This is a genomic window from Plesiomonas shigelloides (assembly GCF_900087055.1).
In the GTDB taxonomy this organism is placed as follows: domain Bacteria; phylum Pseudomonadota; class Gammaproteobacteria; order Enterobacterales; family CAMTGL01; genus Plesiomonas; species Plesiomonas shigelloides.
The window spans coordinates 1,748,803-1,771,410 of sequence record NZ_LT575468.1 but is presented as its reverse complement, the minus strand read 5'-3'; the positions used below and the strand labels follow the sequence as shown (position 1 = coordinate 1,771,410).

Below are 22,608 nucleotides of genomic sequence, written 5' to 3'. Positions count from 1 at the left end.
TAATTCGAGCCGAGCATAAGCGGGGATAAATATGTGATGCTATATAGTGCGTGCTACAAGACCCCCAATATCTAAACATCAATACCCAAGCAACCGAAGTACTCACGGTTAAACCTCAAACGCCTCGATATCAACTCTTCTATTTTAAAGGCTAAGTTTTAAGACCGAAATTTCAAGTGGTTAACAACTGTAAACAGCGAATACTGCTACGTATTAGATACGTGCCGTATTCGCTGCTGTAGAAAAAGGGCTTGCGGTTGATGGTCTCAGAGGCCTTGCTCAATAACCGCATGTATAGCCGCAGTTAAACGGTGCACATCGTCTGTCGGCGACATATAGGGTGGCATCACATAGATTAAGCGCCCAAACGGACGGATCCACACCCCGAGGCGCACAAATTCGGCCTGTAACCGCGCCATGTTCACCGGTTGGCGCATCTCCACCACACCGATCGCGCCGAGCACTCGCACATCCGCAACCGCAGGGTGTGTGCTTAACCGCTGCAAATCGGCCTTGAGCACCGCTTCGATACGCTGCACATCCGCTTGCCAGCTGCCGCTGGTCAGTAACGTCAGACTTGCCGATGCCACGGCGCAGGCGAGCGGGTTAGCCATAAAGGTTGGCCCGTGCATGAAACAACCGGCGCTACCACCGCTAATGGTATCAGCAATGTGACGCGTGGTGAGGGTGGCGGAGAGTGTCATATAGCCGCCGGTTAAGGCTTTGCCTAAGCATAAAATATCGGGCGTGATCTCAGCATGTTCACAGGCAAAAAGCCGTCCGGTGCGACCAAATCCGGTCGCAATTTCGTCGGCAATCAGCAAGATACCAAATTCATCACATAGCTTGCGCACTTCACGCAAGTATTGCGGGTGGTACATCCGCATTCCGCCAGCGCCTTGTACGATTGGCTCTAAGATAACGGCGGCAATTTCTTCATGGTGTTGTTTGAGCAAGGTGGCGAAGGGCGCAATATCCTGCGCTTGCCATGTGTCAGTGAAACGGCACTGTGGTGCTGGGGCAAACAGATGTTGCGGCAAAATGCCGCTATACAAACTGTGCATCGAGTTTTGTGGATCGCAAACTGACATCGCACCGAAGGTGTCGCCATGATAGCCATGAGCGATAGTCAAAAAACGGTGGCGGTTGAAAGCCGACTCTGCGCTGGTGGCCTGCTTGGCTTGCCAATACTGCAACGCCATCTTCATCGCCACTTCCACGGCAACTGAACCCGAATCAGCCAGAAATACACACTCCAGCGCGTCGGGCGTCATGGCAACCAGTTGTCGGCACAGAGCGATCGCGGGTTGATGGGTGATCCCACCAAACATGACGTGTGACATGGATTCTAACTGCGTGCGGACGGCCTGATTCAGTTGTGGATGGTTATAACCATGAATGGCCGCCCACCATGAGGACATACCATCAACCAAGATCTGCCCATTGCCCAATGTTAGGCGATTGCCGTGGGCATGCGTGACGGGGTAACAAGGCAGCGGATCGCGCATTGAGGTGTAAGGATGCCAGATGTGTTGGCGATCAAACTGCATGTCAGCATCAGAAATAGTGCTTGCGTTAAAGCTCATTATTTAATCTTCTGTAAACTAATAATAACTTATCAAATTGACAGTCTATCGCCGCTCACTACACTAGCCAAAATTATTTTTACTGAATTTCATGCACGGAGCATACGATGTCAGTACGTCACGATTGGCGAGAGCAAGAGGTTGCCGACCTGTTTGCGCTGCCGTTTATGGATTTGCTGTTTCAGGCGCAACAGGCACACCGCCGCTATTTTGAACCGAATCAAGTTCAGGTCAGTACGTTGCTTTCTATCAAGACTGGGGCGTGCCCGGAGGATTGTAAGTACTGTCCGCAAAGCGCGCGTTATCAGACAGGCGTAGAAGCCGAGCGTTTGATGGAAGTTGAACAAGTGCTAGAAACCGCCCGGCAAGCCAAGGCCGCAGGTTCGACCCGTTTTTGTATGGGAGCGGCATGGAAAAACCCGAAAGAGCGGGACATGCCGTATCTGGTCAAAATGGTAGAAGGCGTCAAATCGCTAGGGCTGGAAACTTGCATGACGCTTGGAATGTTGACATCTGGTCAGGCGAAAACGTTGGCCGAGGCAGGGTTAGATTACTACAACCACAATCTGGATACCTCCCCGGAATTTTACCAAGAAATCATCACCACGCGTACCTACGATGATCGCTTGCATACGTTAGAGCATGTGCGTGCGGCCGGTATGAAAGTTTGCTCTGGCGGTATTGTCGGCATGGGGGAGCAGGCCGCTGATCGCATTGGTTTGCTGGTGCAACTGGCGAACTTACCGCGACATCCAGAAAGTGTGCCAATCAACATGTTGGTGAAAGTGGCGGGAACCCCGCTTGCGGAGGTTGATGATCTTGATCCGTTTGAGTTTATTCGCACCATCGCCGTTGCGCGCATCATGATGCCACGCTCACATGTGCGCTTATCCGCTGGCCGTGAAAAAATGAACGAGCAAATGCAGGCGCTGTGCTTTATGGCCGGCGCTAACTCGGTGTTCTACGGCTGCAAATTACTGACTACGCCAAATCCTGCGGAAGACAAAGACCGACAGCTTTTCCAGCGCTTGGGGATCAATACTCAAACTGTGCAAACAGCGCAAGGCACTGCCGCGCAAGCTGATGAGCTCGCCGAAGCCTTATTGCAGCAAAACATGCAGCAAGAGAACGCGCTGTTTTACAACGCGGCGCTGTAATCAAGCGGATCAGGCAGGACAAACAGCTAATGCAAGAACAACATCACTTAGCTCAAGACCCGTGCGAGCCCCATCAGGGGGAACATCGCGCACCATGCTCGATACCGTCCCCGTGGGAAAGTTCGCTGCAAACTGCGTTGGATGAGCGACGCGCGCAAGGTCTGTGGCGTGAGCGCGTGGTTAATCACAGCGGTAGTCGCAGTCAGGTGACGGTGAGTCAGAATGAGGTTTCGGCGTCTCAGATCCGGCTTAATTTCGCCGCCAATGATTATCTTGGCTTGAGCCAGCATCCGCAGATTGTGGCGGCATGGCAAGAGGGGGCCAAACGCTATGGCGTCGGTAGTGGTGCGTCTGGACACGTGTCTGGCTACACCGAGGCGCATGCCAATCTAGAACAACAATTAGCCGAGTGGCTGGGATACGAACGGGCGCTGCTGTTTGTCAGTGGATTTAGCGCCAATCAGGCGGTAATTCACGCCTTGTGCGCCGCAGGTGATCTGATCCTCGCCGATAAGCTGACGCATGCCTCTTTGCTGGAGGCCGCCATGTTATCGCCGGCCACGCTACGCCGTTTTCGTCACAATGATCTTGATTCCTTAGCGGGATTGCTGCAAGGAAAGCCACAAGATGGGCGCTGTCTGGTGGTGACTGAAGGCGTGTTCAGTATGGATGGCGATCAGGCGCCGCTGCGTGACATTCATGCGCTGGCTGAGCGTCATGGTGCTTGGTTGCTGGTGGATGATGCCCACGGCACTGGCATCGTGGGGCCACAGGGGCAAGGCAGCTGCATGGCGGCAGGAGTGCGTCCGCATTTGCAGGTGGTGACGTTTGGCAAAGCATGGGGCGTGAGCGGGGCGGCAGTATTGTGCTCGCAGGTTGTAGCGGATTATCTGGTGCAATATTCGCGGCATTTGATTTATAGCACGGCGATGCCGCCTGCTCAGGCATGTGCGTTGTCAGCGGCGTTGCAGGTTTTACAACAGGCAGAAGATGAACGTGCGTATCTCAAGGGGCTGATTGCTCAGTTTCGTGACGGGTGCGCTGATTTACCGTATCACTTGTTCGCTTCCAGTACGCCGATCCAGCCGTTAGTGATTGGTGATAATGCACAGGCTTTGCAGCTGGCGCGTTATCTGCAACAGCGCGGCATTTGGGCGCCAGCCATCCGTCCGCCAACGGTACCGCCAGGTACTGCCCGCCTGCGTATCACCTTGACCGCTGCGCACAGTCACGATGATGTCGAACAGCTATTAGCAGCACTGCATGATGCTGCAACTTGTAACTTGCACAAAGAGACATGCCGTGAATAAGCCATTAACGATGACATTGACTCCGGATCTTCTGCCAACGCTTTCAGTACACAAGGCGCAAATTGCAAACCGCTTTAGTCGCGCCGCGGGAAGTTATGACAGCGCCGCGGCCTTGCAACGTGAAGTCGGGCATGAGTTGATGCAGATGGCATCGCTTCCTTCACAGACTAAATTAAACGAGCAGGTTTTACTGGATATCGGCAGTGGTACCGGTTATTTCAGCCAGTTATGGCGCGAACGCGGATTGCATGTGATCGCGCTAGATTTGGCCGAGGGCATGCTGGATTTTGCCCGTAGTGAAGGACGGGCATCGAGCTATATTTGTGCCGATATGGAAGCGTTACCGTTAGCGGATGCCAGTGTCGACTACTGCTTTTCCAGTTTGGCGATGCAGTGGAGTGATGATTTGGCTACGGTGCTGCGAGAGTGTCGCCGAGTGACCAAACCCGGTGGGCTGATGTTATTCAGCACGCTATTGCAAGGCACGTTGCATGAATTACAAGCCGCTTGGCAGGGATTGGATCAGCAAAAGCACATAAATCACTTTTTGTGTAAAAACGAAGTAAATATTGCGCTGGCGCAAGCAGGCATTCGGCACTATCACCTAAACTTCTCCCACAAAAAAGTGATGTATCCCGGTGTTGTTGCTTTAATGCGAGACCTGAAGGCTATCGGCGCCAACCACCGGCACGGTGAACGGAATCCCGGGCTTGGCGGTAAGCAACAACTGGCTGAACTGGAACAACGCTATCGCGAAAGATTTGAACATCAGACCATGCTTCCAGCCAGCTATGAGGTCTGTTGTGGAGTGATTGTTAATGAGTGAACGTTTTTTTATTACCGGCACTGACACTGAAGTAGGAAAGACAGTGGCAAGCCGCGCATTAATGCAGGCTGCTGCTGGAATGGGACGTAAAGTAGCAGGCTACAAGCCAATTGCATCAGGCTGTACTGAAACTGCCGAAGGGCTGCGAAATTCGGATGCGTTGGTATTGCAGCAATCCGCAAATGTTGAACTGAGCTATGCGCAGGTTAACCCGATTGCATTGCGTGAACCGGCCTCACCGCATATTGCGGCCAAAATTGACGGTATCAATATTGAATTTGACCACCTGAGCCAAGGTCTGCGAGCGTTAGAGCAACAAGCCGATTGCGTATTGGTGGAAGGGTGTGGCGGTTGGCAAGTCCCCGTATCTGACACGCAAAGTTTAAATGAGTGGGTTATTGCTGAACGCATGCCGGTCATCATGGTGGTTGGTATCAAGCTGGGCTGTTTGAACCATGCCATTTTAACTGCGCAGAGTATCGCAAATGATGGTCTGGAGCTGGTGGGATGGGTGGCAAACCGCGTCAACCCATGCTTGATGCACTATGCCGAGATTATCCAGACATTGCGTTGCCGGATGCCGGCTCCACAGCTGGGTGAAATCCCGTATATTTCTCGCCCAGAAAAACAGCAATTGGGTAAGTATATCGATTTAACACCATTGTTGGGTTAAGTAGTTATACATGCAGAGCAGAATAAACAGGCTCTGATGCTGATTGAGTGACATAAAAAAACACCGCTCTTGTGGGCGGTGTTTTTTATTGCGAAGCTAATCTCTGGAGGATGTGAGTATCACTCTTGTGGGTGATCACTCGGCAGAGGCGGTGTATCCGTTGTCAGATCCGGTGGATTGTTCTCGAAGGCGGTGTCCAACACCGGCGTCTAGTCCAAGGACTTCGCAGGCTTCTTCGTAACTTTTCCCCAGATGGCAGCGCAAAATATCGATCGCAACCAGATAGTTCTCTTTGTCTGCCATAATCTGCTCCTTATTCAGTATTCCATACACTGTGTATCGGCTATCTCTTGCGGCTATCTTTTACGAGTAAGTCCTCATCAAGAAACGCACGAAGAGAGGCGAGTGCAAACAGTTCAAGCATGCCAGCAAGATGAATGATGCTCACGCTGGCATGAATAGTATCGGTATCCATAACTATCGTGCACCAAGTGTACTTCGGCAATAAGACTATAGTCGTAGAGCGTGACATAGCTCATTTCATTTGAAGATAACGTGATGCACATCTAGTTGTGCGCACTTTTGCATTGATATAGATCGGTAAAATGCAAAAAAATATGTCATCACCCCTTGAAAGATGACATTCATCCCATATTATCCCATCAACACCCCCTAACTGAGAGTCTAAGGAAGTAGCAGTTATGATGCGTATTGCATTGTTTTTATTAACCAACCTAGCAGTGATGCTGGTCTTTGGTTTGGTGTTGAGTCTGACCGGTATTCAGTCCAGCAGTGTTGCCGGTCTGGCGATTATGGCTGGCTTGTTCGGCTTCGGTGGTTCACTGGTCTCTCTGATGCTCTCCAAGTGGATGGCTCTGCGTTCCGTCGGGGGAGAGGTGATTGAGCAGCCGTCCAACGAAGTGGAGCGTTGGTTGGTCGAAACTATCCGTCATCAGGCACAGCAATCTGGTATTGCCATGCCACAGGTGGCGATTTATCCATCGATGGACATTAACGCGTTTGCCACAGGTCCAAGCCGTAATAACTCGCTGGTAGCGGTAAGCTCCGGCTTGTTGCAGAACATGACCCGTGATGAAGCGGAAGCGGTGCTGGCACACGAAGTGAGCCACGTGGCGAACGGTGACATGGTGACCATGACCCTGATTCAGGGCGTGCTGAACACCTTTGTGATCTTTATCTCTCGTATCATCGCCCAAGTCGCTGCAGGCTTCCTGTCTAACAGCGATGAGGAAGAGAGCAGCAACGGTAACCCGATGATCTACTTTGCGGTCAGCATGGTGCTGGAGTTGGTGTTCGGTATTTTGGCGAGCATTATCGCGATGTGGTTCTCCCGTTACCGCGAATTCCATGCTGATGCGGGCTCTGCCAAATTAGTGGGCCGTGACAAGATGGTGGCGGCGCTGGAGCGTCTGAAAACCAGCTATGAGCCGCAAATGCAGGGCTCCATGATGGCCTTCGGTATCAATGGCGGTAAGAAGAGCTTTAGCGAGCTGTTTATGAGCCATCCTTCACTGGACAAGCGTATTGAAGCGCTGCGTGCCGGTCAGTATTTGTGATTAAGCTATCAATTTAGAATAAAAGACTGCCTCTGGCAGTCTTTTTTTTAACTAATCTCTCATTCCATTGTTTTTACATACAACTATCCTGTCGTATAACCAGTCAAAGGGTTACTTACGGTTTGGAATGAGAGGGCGGATCGCCAGATGGTTACAGAAAACATGCATATCATTTCTGAGCACCACTGCGCGTCAGTATTGCGGGATATGTTACGACGTCAGGGGCGCCATCAAGACAAAGTGGTCTTGTTCGGCGATGCTCTGTGCCATGGTCGGCTGTCACTGGATCGTCGACACTATTGGCGTGAGTTGATGCGTGGCAAACCCGCGTTTCCGTTCACCCCGTATGAACTGAGTCTGGTGCTGAATAATATGCAGCGTCCACTGGACATGCTGCCGCAATGGTTGGCACATGAGTCACCGGTCTGGTTATGGTGCTCGGATTCACTGCAAGATGAGTTGATGCGTTGTCAGTTGTTGCGCCATGTGCCGCCACAGCAGGCAGGGTTATTCCACGTTGTGCGCTATGCTGCTCGTGGCCGGACAAGTAGCGGTGCTACGCTGCCTTATACAGCGCAATATCCAGCGGCTGCGCATCTTGCTGAGTGTGAGCAGCATGCTGAGCCGGTGACCGCAGCGGATATTCAGGCCGCGACTCGATTGTGGCAACAATTGGAAGCGGATAATGAGCCACTTCGCTATCGCAGTGAGGGGAGAATTATCAGCGCGCCAGAGAGTTTTTATGATGCGGTTTTGCTCAATGCTGCAGATGAGGGATGGAATAAAGCGTTGATGCTGGTGGCCAGAGCGTCGGCGTGTTTGAGTGATTCTCCCGGGCATGAGTTTTTGCTGATGCGTTTGGCTCACCTCATTGAGCAGGGCACTTTGTTAGCGAGGCACACCGAGCACTATTGGCCGGAGGTGGATGTCTGTTTACCGCAAGAACAGGCGATCCCGGCGGCATAACGCTGTATAAATTAAAAGAATATTGAGATTGAATAACTAGCGGCGAACCGGAAATCAGTGACAGGGTAACGTTTAGGGGTTTAACTAGGGCGAAGCTATTTCGGTTTTAGCTTCGGATTTTAATTTCGGTTTTGAGAACGAAAAAAAAGCAGGGATAATTCCCTGCTTTTTTGTTGTGTTCTTAATCAGGCTGGCTCGCTGACAGCGAAACCTAACAATTAAGATTGAGCCTGATGCGGCTCCAGTGCCGCCTGACGTGCACGAACGCTCTGGACAAAGTAACCGACAATCACCAGACCAGCCATCAGCAGCATGGTTTGCGTGGTGGCTTGCAGGGCGTCATCAGCACGCCAAGAAACCAACATACTGCCCAAAAAGCTCAGGCCCAGCTGCAGCGCGTTTTGCAGCGCGGCGGCTTTACCGGTGTGCTCTTTCCAAGCACCGAGCGCATTCGCCACTACAATCGGGTAAATCGCACCGTTGGCCACCGCCAGTAAGCAGAATGGGATCATCAGCAGCACTAAGGTAACATGGCCGGTGAACGGGATCACGAACATACCCACCACGCTCAGCACGAACAGCGCCAGTAACCACGGCAGCATTTTCTCGCCAGTAGTTCGTGCCAGCAGGGTGCGGCAGCCATAACCACCAGCCAAGAACGCGATGGTCTGTGGAATGTAGCTCAAGCCAATATCACGTGGACCGTAGCCTAATTCACCCAGAATAAACGGTGAGCCGGTCAACCAAGCAAAGAAGGCCGCAGAGCAAGCCGCGAAGATCAGCACGTTACCGGAGAACATGCGTGAGGTCAGCATGCGGAAATAACCCACCGCTTGCTCATTAGCCGGTTGCGCGCCGCGAGCTTGAATACGCAGGGTGCACAGCATCAGCAAAATACCGGTCAGACCCAGTACCACAAAGATGGCGCGCCATGAGAAGTGCTCCAGCAACCATACACCGACCAACGGCGCCAGTGCCGGTGACAAGGCCACCAGTGGCATGATAGTCGCGAACATGCGGTTGGCTTCGTTGCCTTCAAAACGGTCAACCACCAGCGCCTGCCAGCTCACCGCAGCAGCACACACGCCCACGGCCTGAATAAAGCGCAGAACCAGCAACTGTGTCGCGGAGGTGACGAAAACGCAGCCAAAGCTAGCCAGTGTAAACAGCAAAATACCGGCCAGCAGGATTGGGCGACGACCTAAGCGGTCTGACAGCGGCCCCCACACCAGTTGCGCGACGGCAAAACCGGCTAAGAAGATACTCAGCGTAGCACCGATCGCACTGGCGTTCGCGCCAAGCGAGGTTTGCATGGCGTCAAATGCCGGCAAGTACATGTCGGTGGCAAGAAAGCCCAACATGCTCAGACCGGCCAGATATGCGGTAAAACCTAGGGAAGATTTCATCATCTGTCCTTTTGTATGTTTGTTATGGTTTGGACCTGATAGTCTGTCGCGGAGTCTACTGAGTGACGTTTCGGCTGTAAAACGCTAATATTTGTCTATTCTATTCAAAAAATTTGATGGCAAATCTATGTGGTCAGAATATACCCTGCAAGTTGTTGAATCTGTAGCCAGAACGGGCAGTTTTAGTGCTGCGGCGCAGGAATTACACCGTGTTCCTTCGGCCATCAGTTACACCGTTAGGCAGTTAGAAGAGTGGCTTGCTGTCGTTATTTTTGAAAGAAGACATCGCGATGTGGTGCTCACTCCGGCAGGGCAAACGTTTGTCTCTGAAGCGCGAGAAACACTCAAGCGCATGAGTGGGATTCGGCATCGTTGTCAGTTGGTGGCAAATGGTTGGCGAGGGCAGTTATCCATCGCGCTGGATAATATTGTGCGTGCTGATCGGGTACGACACTTGGTCGCTGACTTTTACCGAGCGTTCCCCGATATGGAGCTACTGATCAGCATGGAAGTGTTCAACGGCGTGTGGGATGCGCTGGTGGATGGCCGTGCCGATGTGGGGATCGGGGCGACCAGCGCCATTCCGGTCGGTGGGAGTTTTGATTATCGAGATATGGGCAGTATGTCGTGGCGCTTTGTGGTCAGCCCCGACCATCCGGTGGTAAATGAGCCGCAACCCCTGACCGATGCCTTGCTGAGTCGCTACCCGTCGATTTGTTTGGAAGACACCTCGCGTCTATTGCCGAAACGAACTACTTGGTTGCTGGATAACCAGCGGCGATTGGTGGTTCCCGATTGGTATGCTGCGACCGACTGCTTTTGCGCCGGCCTTGGCGTTGGGGTGATGCCGGAGCATATGGCGTTGCCGCTGCTGGACTCAGGGCGTTTGGTGGAGCGGACAGTGGAAAGTCATACGCCGGATAGCCGTTGCTGTGTTGCATGGCGTCGGCAAGATTCATCACCTGCAATTCAGTGGTTGCTCGATTATCTGGGCGATACCGATACTCTAAATCGCGAATGGCTGTCTCGCTCTGTGTGATAGGGCATCGCAAACCGCATGGTAAAAACGCAATAAAAACAAAGCCCGCAACCAGAGTTTGGTTACGGGCCTGTAGTCATCGTTATTTTTAACGCGAGTCTTGCGTGTAATACAAAGCCTTGCGCTTAAGGCGATACTGTTGCGCCTTGTGCGCCATAGCGGCGTTGCCATTCGGCTTCTAGCGCATCTTCCCAAGACGGGTGTGGCTCGGGCAGAATTTTAAACAGCGGCTTATGTTCGCTAAAGCGCGCTTTCTCCATCCCTAATGCAGAAATATTGAGGATGGTAGGATCTCCCCACAATGCAGGGTCTTCCTTGCGCGCCTGCGCTTCTGGTGACATCAAAAAGTTAATCACCACTTTGGCAGCATCCGGTGACGGCGCATTAAAGGGGATAGCCAAAAAATGTGCGCGCGTAATGGCCCCTTGATCCAGTGCATAAGCTTTACTGGTTGGCGCAATCAGCCCCTTATTAATGGCGTATTGCACACTATTGGGGTTTAGGCTGATGGCCATATCAATCTCGCCAGACTTCAGCAATGCCAGCATCTCGGCTTGATTGGCTGGGAAAGCCTTGCCGTTTTTCCACGCATACTGGTGCAAGTTATCTAAAAATTGCCACAGTGGCGCAGTTTGCAATTTGAAGTCACTTTCTTTCACATCGCGATACAGCACATCCGGTGTTGGAGCCAGTTGCAGCAGTGCCGCTTTGAGGAAATTACGACCATAAATATCGCTCGGCAGTGGGTAGGTAATTTTACCCGGATGCTGCATCGCGTAGGTCAGCATCTCTTTAACGCTTTTAGGTGGCGTAGCGGTACGCGCTGTGTCGTAGATAAAGGTCAGCTGATTTAGACCCCACGGCGCTTCGTAGCCATCGGTCGGCAGTGTTGCGTCAATTTTTACCGGCAGACTCTGATCGACCACCGGCCAATTCGGTAACTGATCGACAAAAGGGCCCGACAGCAAATCGGCCGCGCGCAGTGAGCTGAAGTATTTGCCATGTAGCCAGATAATATCGGAGCTGCCAGGCTGCTTTTTGCCGGCAATTTTGTCCGCCATGATGCGGCTGATAATTTCGGTATTGTTAGGCGTTTCGGTGTGAACCAGCGTGATGTTATAACGCTTTTTCACCTCATCTTTAGCCCAATCAAGATAGTTGCTGAGCTGGGCATTGCCCGCAACAGTGTTGAGATAAACGGTGGTTCCCTGTGCATTTTCCAGTGTCTGCTGCCATGCGCTGCGGGTGTCTTCTGCGTGAGCGGCAGATAAACTCAGCGAACATGCGAGCAAAGTGCCTGATATCCAGCTTTTTTTCACGGAACTTTCCTCGTATCAGGATAAAAAGGGAATTTGCCGGTCATTTTAATGAGCATTAAGGCTGCGTAGTGTACCAAAAACTCAAAGAAATGCAGCAGGCGTGTGCGACACCGCTGAATTTACGGAAGACAGCCGAAAAAGCATAGTCATAGAGTGTGAGAGTTGCAGTGAGGCCAATAAGAAGAAAGGGAGAAGAATAAGAAAACGCGGGCATAACCCGCGTAATTTTGTACTGCCTTTGGCTGACCTCTTTACTCACTTCTTTACTTACATAGTGAGGTACTGTCAGCCGAGGGAGGGTCACGCTAAAGTGCGTGAGGATTATTCCGCCGGCTTATCGTTACCGGAAGTTGTATCTTGAGCATCATCGGCTTTGGCGCCGTGCGCATACATCACGGTGTTGCGGATATAACGCAAATGATCGGTTAGCGCCGGATTATGAGCACCTTCCGCAGAATGGCTGTGCAGCATGATCAGGCCAGAGTGCGTTTCCTCACTTAACTGACGCGCTCGCGCCAGCAGGTGTTCGGTCACTTGTGCGCGCACCTCTTCTTTGGCGTATAAGTCATACAGCAACCAGATGCGTTTGAGCTCTACAGCACTGAACATCGGGTTCAGCTGAACGAAGCCGGTAACTTCACCTTGGCCGGTTTCGGTGTAGAAGATAACAATATCGTTTCTGGCCAGACGCTCATGAAGAAAATCTTCAGTGGTCTCGATTTCCGAATGGATATGCCGTTCCTGCCGATACATGACATACAACGGAGCCAGTTTATGAATGTCTGCAAGTTGCGCCTGATAGAGTTTCATTGTGACACCTTTAATCAGATTAACGACATGCAAGTAGAATAAGACAATCCGGTATGTGTTTTTGTGCTTAACGATGAAAAATCGTTGGTTAAGGTAAGTAAATATATCGCGTTTACGCCATTTGTCAGCTGCTTGTGGTGATTAACCTTAAGGCCGAATTGCGAAGCGGCAAAATTTCCCTTTAGTTTCCCTTTAGTTTCCCTTTAGCTGAGGGGGAGATGAGCGAGTGTTAGGTACGTTAGCGGTATTTTCTGGCTCACTGCTGGCCAGCGCTAAACGTGAAAATGACAGGCAAACACTCAGCCCATCACGTTCTGCGGTCTCTGAGGGGCGGTTGCTAATTTGCAAGGTTGCGCCGTGGTGACGCGCGATATTTTGCACAATGGCCATCCCCAGACCAGCACCGCCAATGCGTGTGATTTCCACGGATGAAGAGGATTGCGCCAGATCTGCGTTGGCGCGATAAAAACGTTCGCAAATGCGGCGTAACGCTTCTTCGCTAAGGCCGGGGCCGTTGTCCTGAATTGTCACGCTAACCGAGCCATTTTTTTGCTCCAGCACGATATCTATTTTGCCGCCGATGCCGGTATAGCGCATGGCGTTATCCAGAATGTTGGAAAACAGGATGTCCAGCAAGACGGGTTGTCCGCAGATAACGGGGGCGGCATTGGCAGGGATACAGACAAAATCAATGTCTTGCTCTTTTTGCAGGGCCAGCGGCGCTAACTGAGCGATGCAAGTGCGCAGCAAAGGTAATAAGGCGACGGCCTCGTGGTGCGAAACTGCATTTTGGTTTTCCAGTCTGGCGAGAGTGAGCAGTTGTTGGATCATGCGTTCGCTACGCTGTAACGCTAGTTGCATCTTGTGCATGGCCAGTTCTCGCTGGGCGGGCGTGTCTGCTTGCAGGGCATTTTCACAGTGCAGCGCTAATACCGCGAGTGGGGTGCGTAATTCATGCGCCGCTTCGTTCGTAAACTGTTTTTCCCGCGCCAGCGTCTCTTCAACGGTCGCCATAAGACGGTTGATTTCATTGATTAATGGCTGCAACTCATCGGTGGTTTCACGTGGTTGTAACGGGCGCAAGTTATCGGGATGACGCTCACTGATGGCATTGGTCAATCGTGTAAGTGGCGAAAGAGCGTGTAAAATCGCCAGCCACAGCATGATCAGCAGCAGTGGCAAGGTCAGTAATAAGGGCTGAATAGTGCGTAGTGCGATTTTATCGGCTAATTCGCGGCGAATATCGCTGTGTTCACCCACCACCAACCAGCGCTGTTGTTGCGGATCGGCAAGGGTAAAGGTGCGCCAAGCTTTCCCGTTGTTATCGGTGGTGGCAAAACCGGCTTGGGGTGCTGACAGTCGTGAGTCTGGCGCGCCGGGTGAGCGCAGCAAAATATTGCCGTGCTGATCGTAGAGCTGAAAGTAGAGTTTGCGCTCATACTGATGGCCTTCGGGGGTTGCTTCGTCACTCTCGTCCTCATCCGGCTTGCTGGTGCTGACATTGCTGCTGGATGAGCGCGGTGCTATGGCTGAGGCCGAGGCTGTTGTAGCCGGATGCCAGTCAGGATAAATCTCACCGCCCGCGGGGATATTGGGGTGCAGCTCAAGGTATTGGCTCAGTAAACGTAAGGTAATCCGTGCCGATTGGGCTAGCCGCGCATCAAACAGCTCTTCGGTTTCATGATTAGCATCACGATAGCCGAGCAGCGCACTGACGCTGAGCACGGAGCTGACGATCAGCAAGACGCTGGTCAGCAGAAAGCGGCGAATCGAACGGGCACGATTTTTCATCATCATCAGCTCACGATGGCGAAACAGTGCTGGTGGCTGGTCGGCTCGGCAGAGCTTCAACAATATAACCGACGCCACGAATATTGCGGATCAATTCCGGATAGAACTTTTTGCGCAAGTGATGGATATGCACCTCGATGGCATTGCTTTCTACGCCGTCGTTCCAGCCATACAGGCTTTGCTCTAAGAGCTCTTTGGTCATCACACGACCGCAGTGCAGCAGCAGCTCTTCTAATAGGCGAAATTCTTGCCGAGTGAGTGTCACCGGTTGGTCGTTAAAGGTCGCTTGCTGCGCTTCAGGGAACAGGCAAATCGCGCCATGGCGCAACTCGGGTTGAATGACGCCTTTGCTGCGCCTGACCAGCGCGCGCAAGCGCGAGATCAGCTCTTTCATGGCAAACGGTTTGGGCAGGTAATCGTCCGCACCGGCATCGAGGCCGGTGACTCTGTCATCCAGAGCATCGCGTGCGGTCAGGATCAGCACCGGTACGGTGCTGCCGTCACGACGTAGACGGCGCAGCACTTGTAGGCCGTCGATGTCGGGCAGGGTCAGGTCTAAGATCACGGCCGCAAAAGATTCTGCGGCCAATGTGGCGGCGACCGGTAAACCACAGGTGAGCCAGTCCACGGTAAACCCGTGCTGGCGTAGGCCGTCAGCAATGCCATCGCCCAGCATCGGGTCATCTTCTACTAGCAAGATCCGCATGGTTATGACTCCTGTCGTGTCGCTATCCTTAACATGCTCTATGTTCAGAGTTTATCCAGTTTTTGCTGGATTTCATACCGCCGTCCTTTGTCGGCCAATTCACGCCCCGGGCGATTGGGGGCTTGCAGTGCTTTTTGTAGGTAGACTTTGGCTTGCGCTTTATCACCTTGTTCTAACAGAAAATCCCCGTAGAAATAGTTGGGGTCGATACCGTTCGGATTGATTGCCAGTGCTTTTTTCAACAACCGTTCGGCCTGTTCATCATCGCCAAAACCCACTGGCCAGCCGGGCACTTTGTAATAGAGCGAGCCGAGGCTGGTATAGGCGGAGCCATCGAGGGCATTCGGGTTTTGTTTTAACGCTTTTTCCAAAGAGGCTTTGGCTTCTTTGACCAGACCCAGTGCGCCTAAACCGCCGCGCTCACCGGCGAGCGAACTTTCGATGATGGCACTCCAGATCAGTAAATCCGTGCGCTCGGGGTATTTTTTGACATCGGCCTTGGCCTGCTCAGTCAGCGTTGTCAGGCATTTTTCACGGTTCATGGTCAATGTTTGATACTGGCATTCTGCCCAGCGGGTTTGCAGGGTTTGTAATGTCGTGTCGGCAGTGGTGTTCGCTGCCGTGTTAGCAACGCTGTGGCTGATCCCGCCGAATGTAGCGAGGAGGGTTGCCAGCAGAGGTAAGGCTGATTTCATCTCAAGACTCCTTATGCTTCAGATCGTGCTTCAGAGCGGCCTGTTGCAGCTCGGTTGGCGTTAAAATAGGCGGTAATGTTTGGCGCGCGTAACGGGCGATCACCGCATGGCGAGCGGCAATGGCGCGATCCACCACGCGTGGCAGCAGGGCATTGATGCGGACAAACAGCTTTTCTGGCCAGCCAAGCCAGCGGCTACGCGTTGAATCTTGTAAAGCGTTAATCACTGCGGCAGCGACAGACTCCACACTGTCAGTGTGATTACCGAGTTCGGCATTCATGGCATAGACGGCAGGGCTATTGAGATCCGTGCGCGTGGCGCGTGGGGCGATATAACAGACATCAATCCCACTGCCGTGCAGCTCACGCGCTAGCGCTTGGCTAAAACCGTGCAGACCAAATTTGGCGGCGCAGTACACGCTATAACCGGGGTAGCCGATCCCGCCAAAACTGGAGCCAATATTGAGAATTTTACCGGGACGATGCAGCAACGGCAGCAGCGTGCGAGTCAGCAGTATCGGGGCGCTCAGATTCAGTGAAAGCTGGGCATTAATCTGATGCGGGCTCTGATCTTCAAGCCACGCGAAGTGACTGGTGCCTGCGTTATTAATCAGGATATCGATACCGGCTTGCAATTCATCCGCGCTAGCCAAGGCCAAGATCTGGCGTTGATCGGTTAGATCCACGCTCAAGCACTGGTGCTGCTCAGGATTTGGCAGGGATCGACGCAATTTTTCCAGCGCGCTCAGATCGCGCCCCAGTAAGATCAGCGAGTTTTGTTGTTCTGCCAACTGTCTGGCGAGCTCACTGCCAATACCACCACTGGCACCAGTGAGCAAAATGCGCAGGTTGTGCAATTTCATGACAACATCTCCTCGGGCAAGGGGGCGCGAGTGGTGGTGAGTTGATGCAACATCGCACCGTACAGTTGATACACAACGCGCGCGGCGTGGATGATGTCAGCCTGATCTTGTGGATCGGTGATTTTATCCATCAAACCAGCAAAAAAGACCAAGTGCGACTGATCCAGCGCGCCATGCGAAGTCAGGTAGCTCATGGCTTCTTCTGGCAGCTGTAAGTGCTGTTGGATGTGCGCGGCTACGTGGGTGGCTAACGACACACTGGTGCCTTCCAGAACCAACACCATGCCAAATAAACTCAATGGGTTATGGCGTTGGATCTGGTCATATAAGAATGAAACCATCAGCTCGATGGGCAGTGAAGGACGCGAGTGCTCAGCGCTTTCGGCATCACCGTGGCTGTGGCGGATGTCATCCAAAATCCAGCGCTGGTGGCCTAACTCTTCTTCGATATATTCGGCAATGGCATCGCGCAGCCACTCTTGTTCACTGGTCAGTCTGCTACCGGCGGCCATCAGTAATGGCACGGTGTGGCGAACATGATGAAAGGCTTGCGTCAGGAATGCATGATATTGGGCTAATGTGATGTCACCGTTAAGGCTGGCCGCAATAATCGGCGCTTGCAGTAAGTGAGCCCGTTCAGTGGCGGTGGCTTGTTGTAATTGCTGATAGAAGCTCATTGTGCATCTCCTGTGGCCAGACGAACTATCTGATCCTGATAGTGTTGAAAGATAACGTCGCGGCGTGGACGGCCGTTGCGAGTAAACCAATCTGGATTCGCTGACAGCGGCGGCTCAGCGACAATCCAGTGTGAAATCTGGGCATAATCGGGCAGGCCCTGATTCAGGGCGCTGAGTTGGGCGGCAAGGGCGTGCTCTTGCCCCGGCATAACATCAATTAGAGCCACATTGCTGGGAAGGGCATCGCCATACAGCACCAGCGCGCGAATGGCGGGGCAAATTTGCGCTTCGGACTCAATCCACTCAGGGGAGAAGTTGCGGCCAAACGCATTGATCTGGACATTCTTTTTGCGTCCGGTGATGTGCAAAAAGCCGTGGTCATCCAGATAGCCCAGATCGCCGGTGGCGATTTCAAGTTCTTGTGCATGGGTGGGGGCGTTGTCTGCGGTGTTTGCTGTGTCTGTTGCACTCGCTGAGTCTGTGCGAGTTTGCTCGGCGAGCAAATAGCCTTGCATCACCGCGCCACTGACCAGAATTTCGCCGTCATCCGCCAAACGCACACGACAATGCGGCAGTGGACGACCCGCTGAGCCAAGGCAGTTTCCTTGTGGCGTATTGAGGGAAACGACCGAGCCGCATTCTGATAAGCCGTAGCCCTGATATACAGGCAGGTTTAGCTGTTGCGCTTGTTGCAACAAACTGGCGGCAACCCGTCCGCCGCCCACGGCGATAAATCGCAGCTCGTTCAGGCTATCGGCGGCTGCGGGAGCTAAGGCCAATAACAACCGAAGTAATTCCGGCACTAACACCATGCTGTGCGGACGAAATGTTTGCAGGCAACGCAAAAATTGCTGCGGCTCTAACCGGCTGGAGCCTTGAAAACCAATCTCTGCTAATGATGGCAGCAGGCTAGCGGCACCAAGTAATAACGGAACATACAAACCGGTGATATTTTCGAGCAACGTCGTCAGTGGCAATACGGTCAGGTGGCGCTGAATATCCAGCGCGCTGACCGCGTCAGCCAATGCTTGGGTCGTGTGCATCAGGTGTTGATTGCTTAAACACACGCCTTTCGGCTGTCCGGTTGTGCCAGAGGTAAAGGTGATCTTAGCGGTAAACTCTTTAGCATCCGCTTGGGAGTGGCCCTCCGCCTTTGTCGAGCGCCCATCGCATTGGTGATGCGGTGCATGATCTTGTAGCAAGTGACGCTGTAACAAATTGAGTGGCGAGCTAACGCCGACTGATGCGGAAGATGCTGTATCTGAATCTTCTGAATCTATCGCAGGCGTTAAAACTCCAGCACTCGACCCATCGCTGCTGGCTGAGGTCAGCAGACTGTCAGTCTGACTGGTACGCAGCAGCCATTCTTGTTGGCTGGCTGAGAAGAAGTGCGGTACCGGGATGACGGTAATACCCGCATACAAGGCACTGAGATCGGTTAGCGCCCATTCGATACCGTTATCCAGTGCTATCGCTAAACGGCGGACGTGATGTGCTTGCAGCTCGGTTGCGCGCAGTTGAATGCGTTGCCAGAGCTGGGCGTAACTCAGCGAATGCTGTGCATCTTGCAGTGCAATGCGCTCAGGAGAGAGCTGCGCATGCTGACGGATGGCAGTAAACAGGAGCATCTCCATTAGCATGCCCCCCATACCAGAGGAAAGCCGGGCATGATCAGTGAGGAAATGGTTGGCGAAGGCATCAGGCGCACAGATGGCGAAATGCGAGTTAATACCTCCAGCCCATCATGGATATTACCCGCCATCACTTGTGGTGCGCAGTGATAATAATTCCCCCATGCGCCCGCATCGCTGCCAACTTGTTCGGCATGTGCTTCCGCTAACACCAGCGGATTCAGATGCAAGCGATGCAAACTGTTACGCAGCTTCTGGGTACCGGTAAAGGTCACCCATGGGTAGCCATCGGCCAGTAAAAAACGGCATATTGCGGCAAACAGTAATCGACCATCACCTGGACTACTGACCGCCAGATTACCGATTTCAGCAATTTGTGATCGTGTGATGCGCGGCAAGTCAGTGGAAGATTGAGACTGCTCACTGGATTCGGCCAGTCGTTTGGAGATGATCTCTTCAACGGGCGCGTTTAGGTAGTGCTCCAGATAGAGCGGGCCGCTGGCAGCAGGATTGACGCCACAAGCGCCGATCAGCAAATCGTGCTCGTCATACAGCCCGAGCAGCAAGGGCAAAAAGTGGGGGATAGAGGCAGAGAATTCACGGGTATAGGCCGCTTGAATAAACTGTTTCAGCGGCTCTTGCTGTTGGCGGCTGCGTGCAATCTGCAGCGAATAAGGAAAATAACCTGATATGCTCATAACGCCTCCATGTGGTGTTATGAGCAAGAATAAAAAACGATACTTAAGACAAAATTAAGTGTTCAGAAATTTTTGCTATTTATTCTTCGAGCCATTCATCGGCACTTTCCCAAACTTCTTGTAAGATCTCTTCGACTCTTTCCCGTTCTTCTTTCGTAGCGCGAGAAACGGAAAGGCCGTTAGCACCGCGTTTAATCAACACGCTAGGTTCATCAAAATAACGGTTCAACTGCTCGCTGAGAACGGAGTGGAGCCGCTGTTCAAAATGTGCCGGTAAAGACAGATTCCGATCAATTGAGACTTCAACACGCATGAGAATACCTCCTGTAATATATGTATATATATACAGTTGTTGTAATTATCTGTCCAGAGGGGGACGTGGGGATTTTTTAGGAAAAGGAAGTGAGAGAGGGTAGAGAGATAATAAAACAGCAAGCTCATATAAGCTTGCTGTTTACGTATTAAGCAGCATTGATGTGGCTGCTTATTTAGCCTTTGTGTGGACCGTCAATCACCGAGCCGCGAGCGACCAGCTCAGGATGCAGTTCAATCACTTGTCCACCTTCACGCTTATTGATAATGCGGTCAATCAGCATATCAAACGCCATCGCGCCCAGACGCGCTTTTGGCTGGTGAATCGTAGTCAATGGTGGCGAGAAGAAACGCGCATCACGAATGTTGTCATAACCGATGATCGAGATATCCTGCGGAATACGCAGACCTTGTTCACCGGCAGCGCAAATTGCGCCCATGGCCATGGTATCGTTAAAACAGAATACCGCGGTTGGATGCTGTGCATTTTGCAGAATATGGCTCATCGCAATATGGCCGGATTCTGGTTCAAAGTTACCTTCTGCAACCCACTCATCACGCACACTCAAACTCGCATCGTTCATGGCTTTTAAGAAGCCATCATAGCGCGTTTTGGTGGTAGTTTTGTTCATCTGACCGGTGATCACACCGATATCACGGTGACCGCGATCGATCAGGTATTTGGTTGCCAGATAGCCGCCATCGAAGCTGTTATCCTGAATGCGATCAGTATAAGCGCTGTCAGTTGGGCCCCAATCCATCACCACCATTGGGATAGTGCGATAGTTTTCCAGCAGCTCCAGCAGCTGAGAGTTGTACTCAGAGCACATTACCAGCAAGCCATCGACACGTTTTTGTGCCAGCATCGCCAGATAAGCACGCTGTTTTTCCACGTTATTCTGTGAGTTACACAGGAACAGGGTATAGCCCTTACGGTAGCAGTGCTCCTCCACCGATTGCACAATTTCGGCAAAATAGGGGGTGTCACTGGTAGTCACAATCATACCGATAGACTTGGTATGATTAACTTTTAGGCTTCGGGCAACCGCACTGGGTGAATAATGCAGCTCTTTTACCGCTTCCCATACACGGTTTCGTGTTTCTTCCGCCACAAAACGTGTTTTATTAATCACGTGCGATACGGTGGTGGTAGAAACATCCGCAAGCTTGGCGACATCTTTGATCGTTGCCATGAATAAAAGAAACTCCTGATTGAGCGAGCATCAAGACACGGGCAGAGGTGAACCGTTGTCTGTCTTCGTTGTTGGTGTAATTATCAATTATGATAACGAAAGCGTTTGCTGTTTTATCGCATACCGTTGCTGATTTGCGCAACAATAAATGCTGATTTAGCCAACCACTGCACAGAACGTTGCCCGATGTCGAACATCCAAAAGATCATTTTCTCTTAGAATGATCTATTCTGGAAGCGGAAAAGAGAAAATTTGTGTGATTTTTATCTATGTGATGCGAAAAACCGCTATTTGCATGCATGTTGATGCATGTTTATAGCGGTTCAGGTGGGTTTTATTCAGCGTTATTCGCTATCGCGGTTAATGAAATCGTTACGCTTTTCTCTTTATTGTTTGCGACAAACCTGATTTTCAATTTTTTCCATCGCGTTATTGTATGCTTCCAGACTGGCCTTCACATTTTCCGGATGAGTGAGCAAGTCGGCAAAGGCTGCACGTAAGGCATAATTCTGTGGATTGGGTTTCAATACCCGATCATTAAAAACTTGCTCATTTTGAGCGGCAAATTCCTTACTTTGTGTGCTGAGTAAATCAGCGCTGGCAGTATCCAGAGTGAGCCATTCGTTGACCGGTTTATCTAAAGCCAATTTCCCCGGCTCATGATTCAAGTACCAACGCACTGCAGTAAAGTTGCGCTCAAAGTAATGGGTACGTTCGGCCAGAAACTGTTTGCCGGCCTCGGCCAGATCTGGATGCTGTTCGGTAACTTTACCCAACAGTGAGGCGTACCAACTATCTGATGCTTTGACAAATGCTGCATATTTCTCAGTCAAACACGTCTGATCCAGTGCTGCTTGAGCGGTGAAGCTGGTGGCAGAAGCCAGTGTGAGGGTAATCAGTGAAATGATCCGTCGCATACCGTTGTCCATTCTTATTCAGTGTTAAGAGCCTACAGGGATAGGTTCTAAGACCGGATTATCCATTTTCTTTAGTTATGGCATTTATGGCGATTTATTCTCGATGATAAACCCGTCATAAGGTTGCGTGATTGTATCATTCTTTATTGGTGATGAAACGCACATTAACAAAAAAGACACAAGGTGATTAAGGCGCTAAACTACAACTCAGTGAGGTGGTGTTCGTGCTTCGTCAGGACGATGTATAAGCACAAACGGCCAGCCGGATAGCGCTATCAGCTAGCAATAGCTAATAGCGCTATAAGAACTAACTACGCGGTAAGAGCACAGTTGCAAGACGACACGAGCAAGAAGGAGTAGGGATATGGATACCAATTTACGCTGGGCGCTGATCACCACTGTGAGTTCATTGGCGATGATCATCACCTATGGGTTGATCGCCATTTTGGCGTAAGCC

23 protein-coding genes are annotated in these 22,608 nt (G+C 51.8%); 8 read left to right on the top strand and 15 right to left on the bottom strand.

What is annotated here, in order from left to right:
• Positions 1-266: 266 nt before the first annotated feature.
• Positions 267-1,586, bottom strand: coding sequence for an adenosylmethionine--8-amino-7-oxononanoate transaminase (bioA, locus tag NCTC9997_RS07750; protein WP_177331140.1), 1,320 nt, complete (start codon positions 1,584-1,586; stop codon positions 267-269).
• Positions 1,587-1,693: 107 nt separating this feature from the next.
• On the opposite strand from bioA, the gene bioB reads away from it, so the two are divergent.
• The 4 genes from bioB to bioD are packed head-to-tail and all read left to right on the top strand — an operon-like array spanning position 1,694 to position 5,552.
• On the top strand, positions 1,694-2,743 hold the full coding sequence (bioB, locus tag NCTC9997_RS07745; RefSeq protein WP_064977761.1) for a biotin synthase BioB: 1,050 nt from the start codon (positions 1,694-1,696) through the stop codon (positions 2,741-2,743).
• 29 nt (positions 2,744-2,772) lie between these two features.
• Positions 2,773-4,053 (top strand): 8-amino-7-oxononanoate synthase, encoded by a 1,281-nt coding sequence (gene bioF / locus NCTC9997_RS07740; protein WP_082935514.1) that lies wholly within the window; start codon positions 2,773-2,775, stop codon positions 4,051-4,053.
• 10 nt (positions 4,054-4,063) lie between these two features.
• The gene (gene bioC / locus NCTC9997_RS07735) at positions 4,064-4,879 is read left to right on the top strand and encodes a malonyl-ACP O-methyltransferase BioC (RefSeq protein ID WP_064978471.1); all 816 of its coding nucleotides are present in this window, start codon (positions 4,064-4,066) and stop codon (positions 4,877-4,879) included.
• On the top strand, positions 4,872-5,552 hold the full coding sequence (bioD, locus tag NCTC9997_RS07730; RefSeq protein WP_047708490.1) for a dethiobiotin synthase: 681 nt from the start codon (positions 4,872-4,874) through the stop codon (positions 5,550-5,552). The genes bioC and bioD overlap by 8 nt, the downstream gene beginning before the upstream one ends.
• Before the next feature lie 135 nt (positions 5,553-5,687).
• Here the strand turns inward: bioD and NCTC9997_RS15165 are convergent, their stop codons facing one another.
• A complete protein-coding gene (locus NCTC9997_RS15165) occupies positions 5,688-5,855 on the bottom strand; it encodes a hypothetical protein (protein ID WP_165807605.1) in 168 nt (55 codons plus the stop codon).
• Between the two features lie 398 nt (positions 5,856-6,253).
• On the opposite strand from NCTC9997_RS15165, the gene htpX reads away from it, so the two are divergent.
• Entirely contained in the window at positions 6,254-7,129 is an 876-nt protein-coding gene (gene htpX / locus NCTC9997_RS07725) for a protease HtpX (protein ID WP_010863668.1), read from the top strand.
• Positions 7,130-7,276: 147 nt separating this feature from the next.
• Positions 7,277-8,095, top strand: coding sequence for a DUF3658 domain-containing protein (locus tag NCTC9997_RS07720; RefSeq protein WP_064977759.1), 819 nt, complete (start codon positions 7,277-7,279; stop codon positions 8,093-8,095).
• Positions 8,096-8,313: 218 nt separating this feature from the next.
• On the opposite strand, the gene punC is transcribed toward NCTC9997_RS07720, so the two are convergent.
• On the bottom strand, positions 8,314-9,501 hold the full coding sequence (gene punC, locus NCTC9997_RS07715; protein ID WP_064977758.1) for a purine nucleoside transporter PunC: 1,188 nt from the start codon (positions 9,499-9,501) through the stop codon (positions 8,314-8,316).
• 127 nt (positions 9,502-9,628) lie between these two features.
• Between punC and punR the strand changes: the two genes are divergently transcribed.
• Positions 9,629-10,540 (top strand): DNA-binding transcriptional activator PunR, encoded by a 912-nt coding sequence (gene punR, locus NCTC9997_RS07710; protein WP_010863665.1) that lies wholly within the window; start codon positions 9,629-9,631, stop codon positions 10,538-10,540.
• A gap of 125 nt (positions 10,541-10,665) precedes the next feature.
• Here the strand turns inward: punR and NCTC9997_RS07705 are convergent, their stop codons facing one another.
• The 12 genes from NCTC9997_RS07705 to NCTC9997_RS07650 all read right to left on the bottom strand — a co-directional run bounded on the left by NCTC9997_RS07705 (position 10,666) and on the right by NCTC9997_RS07650 (position 22,067).
• Positions 10,666-11,859, bottom strand: coding sequence for an ABC transporter substrate-binding protein (locus tag NCTC9997_RS07705; RefSeq protein ID WP_010863664.1), 1,194 nt, complete (start codon positions 11,857-11,859; stop codon positions 10,666-10,668).
• 321 nt (positions 11,860-12,180) lie between these two features.
• Positions 12,181-12,669 (bottom strand): hypothetical protein, encoded by a 489-nt coding sequence (locus NCTC9997_RS07700; protein ID WP_064977757.1) that lies wholly within the window; start codon positions 12,667-12,669, stop codon positions 12,181-12,183.
• Between the two features lie 192 nt (positions 12,670-12,861).
• Positions 12,862-14,463 carry an ATP-binding protein gene (locus NCTC9997_RS07695; RefSeq protein ID WP_064977756.1) on the bottom strand — a complete coding sequence of 534 codons (1,602 nt, stop codon included), beginning with the start codon at positions 14,461-14,463 and terminating at the stop codon, positions 12,862-12,864.
• Between the two features lie 7 nt (positions 14,464-14,470).
• Positions 14,471-15,166: a response regulator gene (locus tag NCTC9997_RS07690; RefSeq protein WP_010863661.1), complete on the bottom strand. Its 696-nt coding sequence runs from the start codon at positions 15,164-15,166 to the stop codon at positions 14,471-14,473.
• A gap of 44 nt (positions 15,167-15,210) precedes the next feature.
• Positions 15,211-15,861 (bottom strand): tetratricopeptide repeat protein, encoded by a 651-nt coding sequence (locus tag NCTC9997_RS07685; protein WP_082935513.1) that lies wholly within the window; start codon positions 15,859-15,861, stop codon positions 15,211-15,213.
• A 1-nt stretch (position 15,862) separates the two neighbouring features.
• The gene (locus tag NCTC9997_RS07680) at positions 15,863-16,723 is read right to left on the bottom strand and encodes an SDR family oxidoreductase (RefSeq protein WP_064977755.1); all 861 of its coding nucleotides are present in this window, start codon (positions 16,721-16,723) and stop codon (positions 15,863-15,865) included.
• Positions 16,720-17,400: a TenA family transcriptional regulator gene (locus NCTC9997_RS07675; RefSeq protein WP_064977754.1), complete on the bottom strand. Its 681-nt coding sequence runs from the start codon at positions 17,398-17,400 to the stop codon at positions 16,720-16,722. Before NCTC9997_RS07675 ends, NCTC9997_RS07680 begins: the two co-directional genes overlap by 4 nt.
• Complete coding sequence (locus NCTC9997_RS07670) at positions 17,397-19,028, bottom strand: AMP-binding protein (protein WP_064978469.1); 1,632 nt, start codon at positions 19,026-19,028, stop codon at positions 17,397-17,399. The genes NCTC9997_RS07675 and NCTC9997_RS07670 overlap by 4 nt, the downstream gene beginning before the upstream one ends.
• A 5-nt stretch (positions 19,029-19,033) precedes the next feature.
• Positions 19,034-19,729 (bottom strand): thermostable hemolysin, encoded by a 696-nt coding sequence (locus NCTC9997_RS07665; RefSeq protein WP_064977753.1) that lies wholly within the window; start codon positions 19,727-19,729, stop codon positions 19,034-19,036.
• A gap of 79 nt (positions 19,730-19,808) precedes the next feature.
• Entirely contained in the window at positions 19,809-20,042 is a 234-nt protein-coding gene (locus tag NCTC9997_RS07660; protein WP_010863655.1) for a DinI-like family protein, read from the bottom strand.
• Positions 20,043-20,217: 175 nt separating this feature from the next.
• Positions 20,218-21,234 (bottom strand): HTH-type transcriptional repressor PurR, encoded by a 1,017-nt coding sequence (purR, locus tag NCTC9997_RS07655; RefSeq protein WP_064977752.1) that lies wholly within the window; start codon positions 21,232-21,234, stop codon positions 20,218-20,220.
• Between the two features lie 386 nt (positions 21,235-21,620).
• A complete protein-coding gene (locus tag NCTC9997_RS07650) occupies positions 21,621-22,067 on the bottom strand; it encodes a hypothetical protein (protein WP_156669255.1) in 447 nt (148 codons plus the stop codon).
• Between the two features lie 448 nt (positions 22,068-22,515).
• On the opposite strand from NCTC9997_RS07650, the gene cydH reads away from it, so the two are divergent.
• Positions 22,516-22,605, top strand: a complete 90-nt coding sequence (cydH, locus tag NCTC9997_RS07645; RefSeq protein ID WP_156669254.1) for a cytochrome bd-I oxidase subunit CydH — start codon at positions 22,516-22,518, stop codon at positions 22,603-22,605.
• Positions 22,606-22,608 lie beyond the last annotated feature (3 nt).

Coding starts and splice junctions, on each gene's coding strand:
- bioA (WP_177331140.1), bottom strand. CDS start 1,586: ATGAGCTTTAACGCAAGCACTATTTCTGATGCTGACATGCAGTTTGAT.
- bioB (WP_064977761.1), top strand. CDS start 1,694: ATGTCAGTACGTCACGATTGGCGAGAGCAAGAGGTTGCCGACCTGTTT.
- bioF (WP_082935514.1), top strand. CDS start 2,773: ATGCAAGAACAACATCACTTAGCTCAAGACCCGTGCGAGCCCCATCAG.
- bioC (WP_064978471.1), top strand. CDS start 4,064: ATGACATTGACTCCGGATCTTCTGCCAACGCTTTCAGTACACAAGGCG.
- bioD (WP_047708490.1), top strand. CDS start 4,872: ATGAGTGAACGTTTTTTTATTACCGGCACTGACACTGAAGTAGGAAAG.
- NCTC9997_RS15165 (WP_165807605.1), bottom strand. CDS start 5,855: ATGGCAGACAAAGAGAACTATCTGGTTGCGATCGATATTTTGCGCTGC.
- htpX (WP_010863668.1), top strand. CDS start 6,254: ATGATGCGTATTGCATTGTTTTTATTAACCAACCTAGCAGTGATGCTG.
- NCTC9997_RS07720 (WP_064977759.1), top strand. CDS start 7,277: ATGGTTACAGAAAACATGCATATCATTTCTGAGCACCACTGCGCGTCA.
- punC (WP_064977758.1), bottom strand. CDS start 9,501: ATGAAATCTTCCCTAGGTTTTACCGCATATCTGGCCGGTCTGAGCATG.
- punR (WP_010863665.1), top strand. CDS start 9,629: ATGTGGTCAGAATATACCCTGCAAGTTGTTGAATCTGTAGCCAGAACG.
- NCTC9997_RS07700 (WP_064977757.1), bottom strand. CDS start 12,669: ATGAAACTCTATCAGGCGCAACTTGCAGACATTCATAAACTGGCTCCG.
- NCTC9997_RS07695 (WP_064977756.1), bottom strand. CDS start 14,463: ATGATGAAAAATCGTGCCCGTTCGATTCGCCGCTTTCTGCTGACCAGC.
- NCTC9997_RS07690 (WP_010863661.1), bottom strand. CDS start 15,166: ATGCGGATCTTGCTAGTAGAAGATGACCCGATGCTGGGCGATGGCATT.
- NCTC9997_RS07685 (WP_082935513.1), bottom strand. CDS start 15,861: ATGAAATCAGCCTTACCTCTGCTGGCAACCCTCCTCGCTACATTCGGC.
- NCTC9997_RS07680 (WP_064977755.1), bottom strand. CDS start 16,723: ATGAAATTGCACAACCTGCGCATTTTGCTCACTGGTGCCAGTGGTGGT.
- NCTC9997_RS07675 (WP_064977754.1), bottom strand. CDS start 17,400: ATGAGCTTCTATCAGCAATTACAACAAGCCACCGCCACTGAACGGGCT.
- NCTC9997_RS07670 (WP_064978469.1), bottom strand. CDS start 19,028: ATGCTCCTGTTTACTGCCATCCGTCAGCATGCGCAGCTCTCTCCTGAG.
- NCTC9997_RS07665 (WP_064977753.1), bottom strand. CDS start 19,729: ATGAGCATATCAGGTTATTTTCCTTATTCGCTGCAGATTGCACGCAGC.
- NCTC9997_RS07660 (WP_010863655.1), bottom strand. CDS start 20,042: ATGCGTGTTGAAGTCTCAATTGATCGGAATCTGTCTTTACCGGCACAT.
- purR (WP_064977752.1), bottom strand. CDS start 21,234: ATGGCAACGATCAAAGATGTCGCCAAGCTTGCGGATGTTTCTACCACC.
- cydH (WP_156669254.1), top strand. CDS start 22,516: ATGGATACCAATTTACGCTGGGCGCTGATCACCACTGTGAGTTCATTG.